Consider the following 15,395-nt stretch of genomic DNA (forward strand, 5'->3'; position numbering starts at 1 on the left):
CGTTTCGCGAGACCGGTGGCCGGCTCTACTTCACGCCCAAATGTTGCTCGATCACGGATTTTGCCTGTTCGCCGCCCAAGCACTGGTGGGCGCGCCAGCCGCGCTCCGCCGCTGCTCGGACATTTTCCGGCTTGTCATCGATGAACAGAATCCGCTCGGGACGCACCCGCGCCGCTTTTTCGGCGGCCTCGTAAATCTTCATGTCCGGTTTCATCGACATCACTTCGCAGCTCAGAATTTTGACGTCATAGTCGATCTGCGAGACCGGCCAGGGTTGCTTTCGCACCCAACGCCAATGAGCAGGGCAGGTGTTGGACAACACGCCCACGCGACCGGCACTGCGGCGGGCAAGCTCCACGACCTGGACCATCGAATCGATGGGCGTGAACATGTCGCTGATCGCGTCCAGGACCAGATCTTGCGGCAACCGTTTGGCGTCTAAATCCAAGACTTGCCGCAGCGTCTGCGTGAACGAGCGGCTGGTGATCTGACCGCTCTCGTATTGATCTTGCAGTCCACTGTCATAGAGGACTTCGCGGGCCCTGTCGGTGGAGATCCCGGCCAGCTCAGAAAGATTGCGACAGGCGATCTCCGGGTCGAACGAAACCAGCACGTTGCCGAGATCAAAATAAACGAACTCAATTTGCATGATCTTCTTCGCTGTTCGCTCGGTCGCGGAAAATAAACTCGATGATCGCCGTCGGGTCTTTCAAGCTATGTGGGTGATGCCCGACTCCGGGTTTGTGGATGACTTCGATCGGTCCCCCCAAGTCGCGATACCGTTGTTCCAGGATCGCGGTGTTTTCATCCACCGGCACGACCACGTCGGCATCGCCGACGACGCACAGAATCGGAACATCTGCCGCCGCCAATGGTCCCAGTCCATCGATGGGATTGCAATGCGACTTGGTCGATTGCGGGTCCATCGCTTCCGCTTCGGTCAATCCATACGCGTTCAAACAACGTTTCCACTCGCCCGGGCTTCCCGCCCCCTTGCCTTTGCCGCCCGGCCAACTCTTGATGTCGCACACCGGTGCATCACCATAGATGCACTGAACCTTGTCGGGATTCGCTTTCGCCCAGTTGAAAATGATCAATCCGCCGCGGCTCATCCCTTCCAACACCGGCTTGGAATGGAATTGATAAGTCGTCGTCACGTGGGCGTAGAAGTCATCCCAAATCTGCACGGCCTGGGGCGCGCCGAACAAACCCGCCACATCCACGTAGGCAACGTGAAATCCACGTTTTAACAACGCGACGTCGACCTGAGGCTCGTGCCCGAAAAAGCGTGCCCGCCAAATCCACGGATTGCCTGGTGCGGGCGATTTCGGAGCCACGATGATGCACTTTCGGCCATTGTGTTGAAAGTCATACCGGGCAAAGGAATGGAAATCGGTCTGTTTCCCCGGCAGCTCGTCCGCTTGTACCGCGACAGCGCAACAAACCAGGGCGAGCACCAAGTGGGTTCGCATTAAAGCGTTCATATCACGGATGTCCGGGTGTCCAATGGCTTGCGACGAACGTGCAACGGAAAATTAAAGATCGCCGACGATGAGGACCTGCAGTTTACGGCAGCCGTGTGCCCCGAGCACCAACGACTGCTCGATGTCAGCGGTCTTGCTGGGGCCGGAGACGAAGACGCCGAATCGGGCCGAAAAGTTTTCAATCCGCTCGTAGGCCTGGTGCATGTTGGAAACGATTTGAGATCTCGGCACGACGATCGCAAGGTATTGGGCGATGAACAGCAGCACGCGATGCGGTAGGGTGTCTCCGTCGATCCAAATCGATCCGTTTTCCGCGACCATGAATTCACCGCGGGCGATCGTCCAGTCGACGGTTGACAAGTCGTGGGGATCTTCGATTTGCGTCGCGTCGATCGTCCCGGCGATGGATTCGGGCGCCAACGAAACGATGCGGGTTGCGGTGCGGAATACCTCGATCTCCTCCAGCTGCGCGCGGACGTCGGCTTGTGAATCGACTTGGTGTGCCTGACCGCCGACCATCGCCAGCATTTCGACAAACTTGTCGATCGGTTCATCGAATTGGATCACACGATCCACATCGACGTCCGGCAACGGCGGGATGTCGACATGTTTGGTGTTGATGCGATCCAGGATCCCCTGCCGCGCGTCGGTGTCGGCGAGTGTCGGTTTCATCATCTCGATTCTCAGTATTTCCGATGGCTCTCAGTGATTCCGATGGCTCTCAGTGGTTCCGATGGCGTCGATGCCATTGGTGAAAACTTTCTTTGGGAGGCTCGGGAAGCTCGCGTGCGATCGTCCAGACGTTCAAGCGATTGTGGGTGGCCCAACGCGGCAGCACCCGCAGCGCGAAGCGTCCGACTTTGCCGACCAGCCGAAACAGTGCGGGGAAGCGAAACAGATACGAGGCACAGCGCATCGAGAGCCGTTTGGAGAGCGGCAACAACTTTTTGCCGACCAGTTCCCCGCGCCACGCCAGCAATTGATGGTGCAGCGGTATTTTGACCGGGCAGACATCGCTGCACGATCCGCACAAGCTGCAGGCGTACGGAAGACTCTTGTAGGAATTCTGGTCACGGGTCGGCGACAGCACGCTTCCGATCGGGCCGGGCACGGTGGCGCGATAACTGTGCCCGCCGCTGCGTCGATAGACGGGGCAGGTGTTCATGCACGCGCCGCAGCGAATGCAATGCATCGCGGCGCGAAACGTTTCGCTCTCACGCAATCGGCTGCGGCCGTTGTCGACCAGCACGATATGGAGTTCGCTGTTTTCGTCGCGGGGGCCATTGAAGTGCGACGTGTAGCTGGTGATCGGTTGGCCGGTGGCCGAGCGAGCGAGCAAACGCGTGAACACGCCGAGATCGCGTTGTCTCGGCAACAGTTTTTCGATGCCCATACAGGCGATGTGCACCCGCGGCAGCGACGTTCCCAAATCCGCGTTGCCTTCGTTGGTGCAGACGACCAGTCCGCCGGTTTCGGCGATGGCAAAGTTGACGCCGGTGATGCCGATTTCGCCGGCGAGAAACTTGTCTCTCAAGTGCCCGCGTGCCGCTTCGGCCAAGTACTTCGGATCCGATGCCCCTTCGTCGGTCCCCAGGTGTTTGTGAAACGTATCGCCGACCTCTTCTTTTTTGATGTGAATGGCCGGCAACACGATGTGGCTGGGGGTTTCGCCACGCAGTTGGACAATCCGTTCTCCCAAGTCCGTGTCGACGACATCGATGCCATTGTCTTCCAAGTAGTGGTTCAACCCGCACTCTTCGGTCAACATCGATTTGCTTTTGACGATCCGTTTCGTCTTGTGGTCGCGAAGGATGCGGAGCACGATTTCGTTGTGATGGTCCGCGTCGCGCGCCCAATGGACGACCGCGCCGCGGGCGGTCGCGTTGCGTTCGAATTCTTGCAGGTAATGCGCCAGATTGGCGATCGTGTGCGTTTTGATTCCCGATGCGGTCTCGCGCAAGTATTCCCATTCGGGCAACGAGGCGGCTTGCTTGTCGCGTTTGCTGCGAACGAACCACAGGGCTTGGTCATGCCAGCGCGACCGGTTCGGGTCGTTGACGAATTCCTTGGCAGCGGCCGGATGCTGGACGATCGGGAGCATGGTAGCGGGTGGCTGAAGTGATTTTGGGAAAAGGTGTTGCGTAGTTGTTGGTCAGTCGCCAATCGGGTCACCGACTCACGCCGCGCCGAGCGGCCGCCCGGACAGGATTTGGGCGACGTGCATGACTTGAATCGGATTTTTTTCTCGGCGAATCAGGCCTTGCAGATGCATCAGACAACTCATGTCCGCCGACGCCAGCACCTCGCTGCCCTTGTCGCAGTGGTCGGCGATGCGGGCGCGGCCCATTTCGGCCGACACGTCCGCTTCATTGACCGCAAACGTGCCGCCGAAACCACAGCAATCGTCGGGACGATCCGGTTCGACCCACTCGATGCCTTCGACCAGATTCAACAGCTTGCGGACTTTGTTCTCACGCGGCGTCATCGATTCACTCGATTGGCCGAGCCTCAATTCGCGTAACCCGTGACAACTTTGGTGCAGCGAGACCCGGTGCGGGAATTTGACGTCCAGGTGGGTGACGCCGACGACATCGTGCAGGTACTCACACAATTCATAGGTTTTGGACGTGACGTGCTGAAATTTTGCGTCCTCGGGATCGAAATAGGCGGCGTAGTGATTGCGGACCATCGAGACGCACGATCCGGATGGACAGACCACGGCTTCGAAATCAGCGAACAGGTCGACCAGACGTCGGGCCACGGGCGCCGTGTCGGTCTCGCAGCCCGTGTTGGCCATCGGCTGGCCGCAACAGGTCTGGCCGTCAGGATACGCCACGTCGACCCCCAATCGTTCCAACAATTCAAGCGTCGCAATCGCCACGTCTGGATACAACTGATCGATGTAGCAGGGGACAAACAGTGCGACAGTCATGGATCAGTGGCGATCGAGAGGGAGGAACAGGGAGAGAAGACGGGTCAATGTGATCAGTATAGTAACCAAATGCGACCGGTTTGTTCAGCACGGTCCTGTGCGCGCCCCCCCAATTCCGCGGCCGACGTGACGATTCGGAGGCCGAATCCCACGTTCTTCGGAACAATCTGGGCGAACCCCTGGGAGGAAACGCGTTTCTGATCGACAATGGGGCGATCGTCAGTTCTTCCCCGGCGCAGTAACGGTTTGGCCAAAATGAGTGACACAGCCAGTCTCGATGATTCCAGTCTCGATGATTCTCCCAATATCGACGCACCCGCGATTGATGCGCCGACGACTGATCCCGTCCCCGCCCCGTTCGAGGTCAAGTTCGCCTCGCGCGTCGATCGCCTGCCCCCCTACATGTTTGGCCGCATCAACAACTCGCTGTACCAAAAACGGCGTGCCGGCGACGATGTGATCGACCTGGGGATGGGAAATCCCTCCGACCCGCCCGACCCGATCGTGATCCAAAAACTTCACGACGCGTCGTCGGATCCCGGCAACCACGGCTACAGTAAATCCAACGGCATCGCCAACTTGCGGCGGGAAGTCGCAGGAAAATACTATCGCAAGTACGGGGTGCGGCTGGACCCCGATTCCGAGATCATCTCCTGCCTGGGCAGCAAAGAAGGGTTCTCGCACATGTGCCTGGCCCTGATGGGCCCGGGTGACACCGCGATGATCCCGTCGCCCTATTTTCCCGTCCACATGTACGGCGTCATCTTGGCCTCGGGCAATGTCGTCGCCCTCGACGTGGCCGACCCGGACAAATTCTTGCGGAACGTGGCGTACACGTGCGAGAACATGATGCCGGCGCCCAAGGTCTTGATCGTCAATTACCCGCACAATCCCAGCTCGGCGGTGATCGAGCCCGACTTTTTTGTGGAAGTCGTGCGGCTGGCGAAAAAGTACGGGTTCATGGTCATCCACGACTTCGCCTACGCCGACGTCGCCTTCGACGGTTATGTCCCGCCGAGTTTCCTGGCCGCGGCCGGTGCCAAGGACGTCGGTGTGGAATTCACGACGATGAGCAAGGGTTACAACATGGCCGGCTGGCGGGTCGGATTCTGTGCCGGCAACGCGGACATGGTTCGCGGCTTGGGGACCATCAAGGGTTATTACGACTACGGGATGTTCCAGGCGATTCAGATCGCCGCGATCGTCGCGCTGCGAGAAACCGAAGCGAACGTCGAAAAGCAATCCGAAATCTACCAGGGTCGCCGCGACGTGCTGGTCAACGGTTTGCGTCGACTGGGCTGGAAAGTCGAACCGCCCAAGGCCGGCATGTTCGTCTGGGCGGAAGTCCCCGAGCCGTGGCGGAGCGCCATGAGCACGATGGATTTTGCGATGAAATTGCTCGAAGAAGGCAACGTCGCCGTCAGCCCCGGCAGCGGATTCGGCGCCGCCGGCGAAGGTTTCTTGCGGATGTCTCTGGTCGAAAACGAACACCGATTGCGCCAAGCCGTCCGACAGATCAGCAAATGCTTGGGGTAGGGCATGCTGTGCATGCCGGACACCCAAGTAGGGCATGCTGTGCATGCCGGACGTCCTCTGGTATTGCATCCCGAAGGGATTGCAGCGAGTAGCCGGAGGTCAGCGCAGCGAACACCGCCGGAGTAAAACCAGCGCCCTGCCACGCCCCCGAGGGGCAACGCTGTGAAGCATTGATTCCCTCCGTTTTACGAGGTGATAGCGGCAGGGCGCAAGCCCTCCGGTCCCTCATCGTTCCCGAAATACCGGAGGGCTCGCGCCCTGCCGCTAACAAGAAACACCTCGTTGCGTGTCAATGGAGAGCGCCAGCGAATCCACTATCCCGAAGGGATTGACATCACGCCACGACTCAGGTGTCGATCAAATCTTCGGGCGACAGAATCGGGACGGCGTTTTCTTCGGTCTCTTGTTTCTCGCGCCAAGGTTTTCCGGCACGGTACTGCTGCAGTTCCTCTTCGAGTTGTTGGAGCTGTTCGTGCTCTTGTGCCTTGCCGACTTCGACGGCCTTGCTGCTCCACTCGATCGCCTTTTCAAAGTTCCCCATCTCGGCATAGCCTGCCGCGAGCGTGCTGAGGATGTGGGGTTCCTTTCCGTCGGTCAGTTCGACCGCGCGCTCACCCAATTCGACCGAGCGGGCACCGTCGCGGACGCTGTCTTGGGGACTGGTGGCCAGGACCCAAGCGAGGTTGTTTAGGATTCCCGACAGGTCGTAGTTGGTGGAATCGTCTCCGGCGGCTTTGATCGCACGTTCGTAGTCCTCGATCGCTTTGTCGTGATCACCGACCGACAGATAGGCGTCGGCTCGTGAACGGAGGACGGAAACGTTGGTCGGATCGCGATCCAAGATCGACGACAGCACCTCGATCGCCTGACGCGGCCGCTCGTCTTGCAGGTACAGGTTGGCCAATTGCAGTTTGCGGCCGTCGTTGGTCGGATCGCGATCGATCAACGTTTTCATTTCGTTGATGGCGTCGGCCATGCGGCCTTCTTCGATTGCGATCAGGCAGCGGACGAAGATCGCCTGTTCGGCCGCGGCGACTCCGGGCGCGATCCGCTCGGCGGCCCGCAAGTCATCTTTGGCGGCTTGTAGATTTTTGCGTGCGACGGAGATCTCGGCGCGTTGCAGCAAGGAAATCGGATCTTGGGGTTGCATCGCGAGCGCCTTGTTCAGGTCCGCCAATGCCTCCTCTTCTTTCAGCTGCATCCGGTACAGGATCGCCCGCATGCGGTACAGCCCTTCGCTGGGTTTGGCTTCGAGTGCTTTGCTGAGCAATTCCAATGCATCGTCGACGCGGTCGAGATCGGCAAGCTTTTGCACGACGGTTTGCGCGACTTGCAAGTTGGTCGGGTCCTCGGCGAGCACCCGTTCCATGTCTTCGATCGCCCCGGCGACGTCTTGGTTTTGCAGCCGAACCGCCGCGCGAGCCTGCAACGCCTCGCGATTCTTGGGATCGTCCTTGATAGCGGCATCCAAATCGGCCAGACGCTTGTCTTCGTTTCCGGGTCCCCAAGTCAACGCGCGCAGCAAATACGCGGCGCTGCGTTCGACGGGATTGTCGGCCAACAGATCGATCGCGCTGGAGGTCGCTGCGGTGATGGCGTCTTTGTCGCCACCGGGCAGCATGTTCAGTCGAGCGACCAGAAGATGGGCTTCGACCAGTTCGGGGTCATTTTTCAGGGCGTCTTCGAGCGTCCGCAGGGCCTCGTCACGCAACTGGATGGCGCGGTTGCGATTGCCGGCGGTTTGCCCCATCGCGGCGATCAGCTGCTGACTTTTTTGCAACAGCACCGAGCCCAACATTTTTTTCGCGAACGACGCATTTTCACCGGAAAGTCCTTTCTTGATCGCCGTTTGCAGCAAACGTTCGACCGCCTCCAGTTCACGGGCGCTCTTGGCGTCGAATCGCAAGATCGCGGCCTCGTCCAGTTCGTCCTGTCCGGCATCGATGCCGTCGGCCGCATCGGCCGCGGGCTCCGTCTCGTCGGCGGCCTCGGCTTGAGGCGTCTCGGCTTGCGTGCCAGCGTCCGGCGAAGCGGACTCGCCCGTCTGCGGGGATTCCTCGGCCGCCTGTTGAGAAAACGCGGGGGAGGGAGCGAACAAGAGCGAGCCGCTCAGGCACAGCAAGGCGAGCAGCGTAAGGTGCTTGGAAGACGATCGTATCATCGGCGTAGGCTCGTGCGGGGTTGAGGTAAGACCCCTTCATTATGCCGTGCCGGCGAATCGATGCGTAGATGAGCTTGGCAAGAATCGCTCGATCAGGCCGACAATTCAGCCGACTCTCGCTTTTCCGCGGCCTCTGTCATCAGCTTCAATTCGTTTTCGAGTTCTTCGCAACGATTCTTCAAGCGGATGTGTTCTTCGTAGAATCGATTGAAATCCGTTGCCGTTTCCTGCCAAAAATCGCAGGGCCGGAATCGCAGCTTCATCGCCCGTCCGCCGTCGGCCAATTCATTCAAGATGCCGCGCAGGCGTAACATCGGGCCGGCGAAACGATGGCTGAGTTTGACGATGTCCCAGACGTACACCGGATACAACATCAACATAACGCACAACAGCGGTGCCTGGGCGCCGAACGACCGCGCGATCATCTGTCCGAACGTCTGGTTGCCGGGGGCGTAAATCAACTGCACGCCAATGCCGATCGCCAGCAATGCCAGGATGGTCAGCGACCAATGCATCGACATGCGGCGGATAATGGACCACTGGACCGGGGGATCGATCAGAAATCGGTTGCGTTGCGACATAAGTGAATTTCCGGTTCGCGGACGGTGCGACTGGCGTACGGAGGTGTGGTTTGGGGACAAGCTTACAATCGCTAGCTCGCGGTCTTTCCAGCGCTAGCTCGCGGTCTTCCCAACGCTAGCTCGCGGCAGGCGGCACCGCGCCGAAACGGGCACAATTCCACGTGAGGGATAGGGGCCATCGAAAACTTTGTCGCCGGAAAACTCAACGCAGCCCCGACAACCGAGTCAGACGGATCCGGTCCACCGCAATTTGCACGCTCCCGCTCGCTCGACGACCAGGAATCGCGAGGAATTTGCCGATTAATCGTCCTGTGAACTGCATTTCCGAAAACGGGATCGGCGTCGCTTCGTCGCCCGATTTTCACTTCGCGACCCTGTCACGGATGACGAGTCGGCTCATGCCAGGCAAATCAAATCAACAGCGACCCACGCCTCTCGATCCGCCCCGTCCGCGTCGAGTGACCCGACGAAAGCGTCTGGCAACCGCCGCGGCTGTGACGCTGGCGGCGCTGGGTCTGGCCGCGGCCGACCAGACGCTGCCCGAGGCCCACGCCGATCATCCCGCAACGATGCAGCGGCTGGGACGATTACTCGGCGTCGGTTGGGGCGATGGCTACCACGTCTGTCGCGACGGCGGATTTCGCCCCGGGGCCGATCTGCCGCCGCATGGCTATCCCGATCAATTCGGTCACGCCAGTTGTCGCGACGGCTGCGGCCAAATCTATCCGCCGGGCACCGGGCTGTCCCAAGTCCACAGCGGCCTGCCCCATCTGCTGACCGGTCTGCCGAGTCTGCCGGCCGTTTCGGGGCCCGTCGTCTACCCGAGCGGCGTCGCACCCTGCAACGACGAAGGATGCGACGCGTCAATTTTCCCGTCCGGCAATCCCCCGGCGTCGTGCGACGATGCGGGCTGCGATACCGCCCTGGACTCGCACGATTTCACCGCCACCGGCAATTCGGCCGACGACACGGGATTGGCCGACACTGGATCCGCCGACGCTGGCGCCCCGCCGACGGAGTCCGATGAGGCGATGGAGCTGCCCCAGGACTGGACGGTTGAACAAGACGTACCGATCGATGACGAACCAAGCGATGACAAAGCACTCGAAACGTCCGAGCCGCATGTCGTCGAACCGAATGGTATCGCCTCGCCGAGCGATCAATCGATGCCGTTCACCGTCACCGCGCCGAAGGTGAAACAACCACTGCTTGATTTTTCGGGTCCGAACCAGCTTCCGTTCGCCTCGGCCGACTCGGATCCCGCCGACGCCGGCGATCAGTTTGGCGGTGATCCACTCGACGTTGAGCCCGATTTGTTGAACGACGAAGCGATCGAACAACAACTGCCTCCGTCGGCCTATTTCCGTGGCGACGACGACCTGGGACTGGAGCATTCGGGCACCGCTGATCTGGTGGCGCCGCAAACGGAACTGCCGGAAACGGAGCTGCCAGTGCAACTGCCTTCGGTCCAGATGGAATCCCCACCTGCGGCGGACGCGCCGGAGGTCGAGGCGCCGACGGTCGACGCACCGGCAGTCACGGCACCGCCGATCCGCTCCAACCCGTTCCTCGGAACCGGCTTGCGATCGGCCCCGTCAACATCGCGGAACACGGTGCCGCGGGTGGCGACGTTGCCGCATGCCGCTCCCACACGCGACTGGAATCCGATTCACCAGCCCGACTGAACCGTCGGGAATCAGCCCTTGATGTCGGCAAACCCACGCAGCTCATACGGGATCTCGACATAATCGAGCACCCGACAGAGGCCGCGCAACGCGACGCCGAACCCGTCGGGGCCGCTGAATCCGCCGAACTGACCACCGCCTTTGACGTGCGGTTCCAGATCCAAGAACACGCCGTCGGCGCCACGCCGGGTCGCCCGCTCGTGCAGCTCGGGCAAGAAGTCTTTGAAATCGCGCAAGATCGCTTCGTGACCACAATCGCCGCGATCGGCGGGCACAAAGTTGTCCAAGCTGGCCTCGTCGACGTGTTCGACGCGGCCGGTGGGCGACGGATCGTGATAGTCTTTGATGTGCATCCATCCCATGCTGTCTTTCATCGCCACGTACTGGGCGAAGGTCTCATCGGCGGTGAAGCCCTGTGTGACGATGTTGGCACCGTCAAAGATCGTCAGCATCGCCGGATGGTTGACTTTCGCCGCGATGGCCTGCAGCAGCGTCCCGGTTTGCCCAACCAAATTGGCTTCGACTTCCAATCCGAACGTCAGTCCGCGTTTGTCACAGGCTTCGGCGATTTGCCCGAGCTGATCGGCCACCTGATCGATATGATCTTCCGGCGCCGTGCCTTTGGGATGATAGAACGCGAACCCGCGAATCAGTTTGGCACCGAAGGCTTCGGCGCGATCGCAGGCCGTTTGGACGTCTTCGGCCAAGTACTTTTCGAACGGGATGAACTTATTGGCGGTCCCGTCATCGACGTCCAACAGTTTGACCTTGCCGATCGGAGAGCCGATGCTGCTGACCTTCAGTCCATAATCGGACTGCATCTTGACCAGATGATTGATCTCGGCATCGCCCAACAACATCACGTTCTTGATGCCTTCGCCGGCGTCAACGAACCGGATGGAGTAGTAGCGCAACCCCAACGCGGCGAACGCCGAATATTGCTGGACGGCAAGTTTTTCGTTGGCGGCTTCGTCCGCGAAACCACTCAAAAGGACGGGAATTCTGTCAGTCATCTAATTTCAAGGATGGAGAGGGGGGAAAACGATCGGGGAATGGGATCAGGGTTCGCTCGGCCTAGGGCATTGGATACTGGACAATGATATTGCTGTGCAGGCCCCCGCGGGGCGTCCACTGGCTCTCCACCGTCGCACTTTTTGGCTGTACAACGGCGAGAAAGTCATCCATGATGCGGTTCGTCACGGCCTCGTAGAACATGCCTTCGTTCCGAAATCGCTGCAGATACATTTTCAAGCTCTTCAGTTCCACGCACAATTTGTCTGGAACGTACGTGAAAATGATCTTCCCATAGTCCGGCTGACCGGTCTTGGGGCACACCGAAGTGAACTCGGGGCAATGGTGCACGATGGTAAAGTTGCGCGACGTGTTGGGATTGTCGAACACTTCCAGGATGTCGCTAAAGTTCTCTGAATCACTCAACGCTGTTTTCTCCCTTGGGTAAATCACAATTTTCGCACGCACCGGCCGAATCCACCAGGGGACCGGGTCACGCCCAATTGCTGGTCAGTGAAACCTTTCTGAGCCGACAGGGCGAAGGCCGACTGACGGGGACGGAAAGCTTTTTCATCCGTACCAGCGGCTGCAACCTGCGCTGCTGGTTTTGTGACACCCCCTACGCGTCTTGGGACCCGTCGGGCGACCGCCAGTCGATCGAATCGCTGGTCGATGCCGCTCGGCAAAGCGGTGCCGAGCACGTCGTGCTGACCGGCGGCGAGCCCCTGTTGCCCGCCGCGGCGACGGAGCTGTCTCACGCGCTGATGGAGGCCGGGTTTCACCTGACGATCGAAACCGCCGGGACGATCGACAAACCGATCCCCTGTGACCTGCTTTCGCTCAGCCCAAAACTGGCCGACAGCACGCCCGACCCGCAGCAGCATCCGCGCTGGAGTCGTCTGCACGAGCAGCGCCGCATGCCACTGGACACGATGCGCAAACTGATCGACGCCGCGATCGCGTTTCAATTGAAATTCGTCGTCGGCGACGCGGCGCAATTCGACGAAGTTCAAGATGTTTCCCGAGGGCTGGAAGTGGACAACGACGACGTCTACATCATGCCGCAAGGTGTGACCAACGCCCAGATGGACGCCGCCGAGCGCTGGCTCCGCCCGCTGGCTGAATCAGCCGGCTACCAATATTGCGATCGCATGCAAATCCGCTGGTTCGGAAACCGTCGCGGGACGTGATCGCCGGGCAGGACGCATTGCCAATCCGTCCCGCATCGACTCGGTAGGTCACGCCGTGCGTGTCGAATCACACGCACAACACAAATTCCTCCCGCTGCGTCAATCAGACCGCATCGACGGAGGGGATTTCATAGCCCGGGTTGTTGGCGTCCTTGACCAACGCGTTGGCTTCGTCGGCCCGTTCGCCTTCGAAGCGTTCGGTCTGGGCGTTGAAGTTCAGCATCGGTCCGAGTTGGTAGCTCGCGTCACTGCCAGAGATCCCGACGCCGTCGGACATTACCTTGTGCAAACGGCCGAAGTGCTCGATCGCGTCTTGATTGCCGCCAAAATCGCTGGCCGTTTCGCTGAACGGGACTTCCGATCCCAAGCGGTAGGAGTTGTTCATGATGTGGCCGAGCACGCATCCGTAGTGGGCATCCATCACGTTGCCATTGGCCATCGACGGGTTACCGGCGCGGACGGCGGTGATGAAGGCATTCCAATTGCCACCCGGGGTGACGTCGCCGGGTTCGATCTTCAACGGTTCGGCCTTGGAGGCTCCCGGACGCAGGATCTGGTAATTGCCTTCGCCGGTGATCACGCTGCCGTCTTCGAGGTAGTACTCATTGAAGACCTGACGCTGGTAGCCTTTGTAGTTGACGTTGCGAACATTGAAGAACACCATTTGACCGTTCGGATACTCGGCCATCGCGAACATCGTGTTCGGGGTTTCTCCCTGATCGTCCCACTGAAAACGGCTTCCGATGGCCATCGTTCGCGTGGGGTGGGTCTGGTCGTCATCGATCGCCCAACGCGCGACATCCAGTTGGTGCGTGCCCTGGTTGTTCAAGTCTCCGTTGCCGGTTTCCCAGAACCAGTGCCAGTCGTAGGGGACATAGTTGGCGTGATAGTGGTCGATCACCGCGGGGCCTTTCCAGTGCTCCCAATTGAGATCCGCCGGCGGAGTGCTGATCGGCTCGTGACCGATGCCGCTACGCGGTTTACAACAGTAACCGTAGGCGATTTTCAACCGCGGCAGTTTGCCGGACTTCAAGGCTTCGTGCAGCCCCGCGACTCCGGCGTTGCTTCGTCGTTGGGTGCCGTGCTGGATCACGACGCCGTATTTTTTCTGGGCCGCGACGGCGACCCGACCTTCGGCGATGTCATGGCTCATCGGTTTTTCGACGTACACGTGTTTGCCGGCTTGGGCGCCCCAGATCGTCATCAGCGAGTGCCAATGGTTGGGGGTGGCAATCGAAATCGCATCCACGGTCGGGTCATCCAATGCCCGCCGAATGTCGTCGATTCCCTGAGTCGTCATCTTGCCCTTGACGCGTTTCTGGACACCGCTGATTCCTTTGGCCAGCGCCTTTTCCCACGGATCAGCGACGTAGGCCAGTTCCACGTTGGGCGTACCCAACCAACCACCGATGTGAGCTTGGCCGCGGCCATTGAGGCCTGCGACGGCGATCCGGACGCGGTCGTTGGCCCCTTCGATCGCACCACTGGCTTTGGTGCCGGTGATCAGAAAACTGCTGCCGGCTAAAAAACTGCCGCCGGCGACTGCAGACCCGGTTTTCTTCAAAAAGCTGCGGCGTGTATTGGCGTGAGTTGACTTCGGGCGGGGATTCGGGTTGCTCATGGCAAACAAGCCTTCTCGGTCTCGGGAGGGAATGATTGGCAGGGGGGGAGGACGGAGGCCGATAGACGGCCGACCGACATATTAACAGCTTCCGACAGGCCCAATGAGGGTTTTGGGGCACAATTTCGGAGGTAGACTGAATAGATCGGCGATGATCGTGTTGCGAGTGCAACGAATGGATCAACGTCGATGAGACTGTTTCCTCGACTGAGATCACCGAGATGACTGGTATCGTTCAACGAACTTCGACTGCGATTCGCTCTACCCTCCGCCGCATGCTTCCAACGGGAGTCGCGGTCGCCGGGCTGTTGTCCGTCCTGGTGGCCAGCGACGAAGCAAATGCACAATTCTTTCGAGGCTTTCGCGCTCGCGGCCCGGTGTTGGTCGGTCCGCCGATTTTGCCCACGCCCTACTACGGAAATGCCTGGGGGGCCTGGCCGCCGGCTCCGGTTGTCGTCGGGCCGCCGAGTCGTGTCCGTGTGCAGACCCCGTTCTTTTCGCTGAATATCGGACCCGGCTCGATCGTTCCGCCGCCCTATGCCGGTTATGACGATCGCTACGAATCGTATCGCCCCCGCTATGATTCACGTTACGATTCGCGCGATGACTCTGGCTATCGATCACCGTATCAACGCGGTTACATCGAGCCCCGTTCGCTCGTGCCCGAATACCGTTCGCCCGCGCCCGAATACCGTTCGCCCGCGCCTCAATACGGTTCGTCCGTGCCCCAATACGGTTCGTCGGGTAACTATCGACCGGGCAGCGGAGGCGGAATTCCTGACCTGACTTCACCGATCGAATTCTCGCTGCCCGAACTGCGTCAGGCCGCCGAAACGCTTTACCGCACCCTGGCAGCGCGTCCCGATGACGGCGAGGTGTGGTTGGAGTATCTGCAACCCGAACGCATCATCGCGGCGACCGAATCCGGTCAGCTCTCCGCATCGATGAGCGAATTGCATTCGCGGTTTCTGGGCGTGACAAAGAACCCCGACCTGGTGGTGATGACTCGAATCAACGGATTCCAACGCACCTTGCAACTGCTGGGAATGTGGATCGAGCTGGAAGGCGACGCATCGGCCACGGACGACTTTGTCGAGCCTAGCGAGGACACACAGACCTCACCGCCGCCGGACCCACAACCGGAAACCACTCAAGAGATCTTGCCGGCACCGCTCGGACAAGTCGATCTTTAGG

The 15,395-nt window shown here is 60.1% G+C and carries 14 protein-coding genes; 4 read left to right on the forward strand and 10 right to left on the reverse strand.

Annotation, left to right across the window (positions count from 1 at the left end; all coding sequences use genetic code 11):
* Positions 1 to 25 precede the first annotated feature (25 nt).
* The 5 genes from TBK1r_RS06410 to TBK1r_RS06430 form a co-directional block, all read right to left on the reverse strand.
* Positions 26 to 649, reverse strand: coding sequence for an HAD family hydrolase (locus TBK1r_RS06410; protein ID WP_145208251.1), 624 nt, complete (start codon positions 647 to 649; stop codon positions 26 to 28).
* The gene (locus tag TBK1r_RS06415; RefSeq protein WP_145208253.1) at positions 639 to 1,484 is read right to left on the reverse strand and encodes an alpha/beta hydrolase family protein; all 846 of its coding nucleotides are present in this window, start codon (positions 1,482 to 1,484) and stop codon (positions 639 to 641) included. Before TBK1r_RS06415 ends, TBK1r_RS06410 begins: the two co-directional genes overlap by 11 nt.
* A gap of 51 nt (positions 1,485 to 1,535) precedes the next feature.
* The gene (locus TBK1r_RS06420) at positions 1,536 to 2,159 is read right to left on the reverse strand and encodes a LutC/YkgG family protein (protein ID WP_145208256.1); all 624 of its coding nucleotides are present in this window, start codon (positions 2,157 to 2,159) and stop codon (positions 1,536 to 1,538) included.
* Positions 2,160 to 2,205: 46 nt separating this feature from the next.
* Positions 2,206 to 3,585 carry a lactate utilization protein B gene (locus TBK1r_RS06425; protein WP_145208258.1) on the reverse strand — a complete coding sequence of 460 codons (1,380 nt, stop codon included), beginning with the start codon at positions 3,583 to 3,585 and terminating at the stop codon, positions 2,206 to 2,208.
* A 75-nt stretch (positions 3,586 to 3,660) separates the two neighbouring features.
* Positions 3,661 to 4,416: a (Fe-S)-binding protein gene (locus TBK1r_RS06430; RefSeq protein WP_145208261.1), complete on the reverse strand. Its 756-nt coding sequence runs from the start codon at positions 4,414 to 4,416 to the stop codon at positions 3,661 to 3,663.
* A 255-nt stretch (positions 4,417 to 4,671) separates the two neighbouring features.
* On the opposite strand from TBK1r_RS06430, the gene TBK1r_RS06435 reads away from it, so the two are divergent.
* Positions 4,672 to 5,952, forward strand: coding sequence for an aminotransferase class I/II-fold pyridoxal phosphate-dependent enzyme (locus TBK1r_RS06435; protein ID WP_145208263.1), 1,281 nt, complete (start codon positions 4,672 to 4,674; stop codon positions 5,950 to 5,952).
* A gap of 346 nt (positions 5,953 to 6,298) precedes the next feature.
* Here TBK1r_RS06435 and TBK1r_RS06440 read toward each other — a convergent pair whose 3' ends face one another.
* Together TBK1r_RS06440 and TBK1r_RS06445 are read right to left on the reverse strand one after the other, a co-directional pair.
* Positions 6,299 to 8,113 carry a tetratricopeptide repeat protein gene (locus TBK1r_RS06440; RefSeq protein WP_145208265.1) on the reverse strand — a complete coding sequence of 605 codons (1,815 nt, stop codon included), beginning with the start codon at positions 8,111 to 8,113 and terminating at the stop codon, positions 6,299 to 6,301.
* A gap of 92 nt (positions 8,114 to 8,205) precedes the next feature.
* Positions 8,206 to 8,694, reverse strand: a complete 489-nt coding sequence (locus tag TBK1r_RS06445; protein ID WP_095742467.1) for a hypothetical protein — start codon at positions 8,692 to 8,694, stop codon at positions 8,206 to 8,208.
* Between the two features lie 398 nt (positions 8,695 to 9,092).
* Here TBK1r_RS06445 and TBK1r_RS06450 point away from each other — a divergent pair, with 398 nt between their 5' ends.
* The gene (locus TBK1r_RS06450) at positions 9,093 to 10,379 is read left to right on the forward strand and encodes a hypothetical protein (RefSeq protein ID WP_419581036.1); all 1,287 of its coding nucleotides are present in this window, start codon (positions 9,093 to 9,095) and stop codon (positions 10,377 to 10,379) included.
* Between the two features lie 11 nt (positions 10,380 to 10,390).
* On the opposite strand, the gene TBK1r_RS06455 is transcribed toward TBK1r_RS06450, so the two are convergent.
* A complete protein-coding gene (locus TBK1r_RS06455; RefSeq protein ID WP_145208269.1) occupies positions 10,391 to 11,392 on the reverse strand; it encodes a sugar phosphate isomerase/epimerase family protein in 1,002 nt (333 codons plus the stop codon).
* Positions 11,393 to 11,453: 61 nt separating this feature from the next.
* Entirely contained in the window at positions 11,454 to 11,816 is a 363-nt protein-coding gene (gene queF / locus TBK1r_RS06460; RefSeq protein ID WP_145208271.1) for a preQ(1) synthase, read from the reverse strand.
* A gap of 14 nt (positions 11,817 to 11,830) precedes the next feature.
* On the opposite strand from queF, the gene TBK1r_RS06465 reads away from it, so the two are divergent.
* Positions 11,831 to 12,580 carry a 7-carboxy-7-deazaguanine synthase QueE gene (locus TBK1r_RS06465; protein ID WP_419581037.1) on the forward strand — a complete coding sequence of 250 codons (750 nt, stop codon included), beginning with the start codon at positions 11,831 to 11,833 and terminating at the stop codon, positions 12,578 to 12,580.
* A 103-nt stretch (positions 12,581 to 12,683) separates the two neighbouring features.
* On the opposite strand, the gene TBK1r_RS06470 is transcribed toward TBK1r_RS06465, so the two are convergent.
* A complete protein-coding gene (locus tag TBK1r_RS06470) occupies positions 12,684 to 14,201 on the reverse strand; it encodes a Gfo/Idh/MocA family protein (RefSeq protein ID WP_145208273.1) in 1,518 nt (505 codons plus the stop codon).
* Positions 14,202 to 14,422: 221 nt separating this feature from the next.
* Here TBK1r_RS06470 and TBK1r_RS38375 point away from each other — a divergent pair, with 221 nt between their 5' ends.
* On the forward strand, positions 14,423 to 15,394 hold the full coding sequence (locus TBK1r_RS38375; RefSeq protein ID WP_419581038.1) for a hypothetical protein: 972 nt from the start codon (positions 14,423 to 14,425) through the stop codon (positions 15,392 to 15,394).
* Position 15,395: the final 1 nt, after the last annotated feature.

Source organism: Stieleria magnilauensis (assembly GCA_007753675.1).
In the GTDB taxonomy this organism is placed as follows: domain Bacteria; phylum Planctomycetota; class Planctomycetia; order Pirellulales; family Pirellulaceae; genus Stieleria; species Stieleria magnilauensis.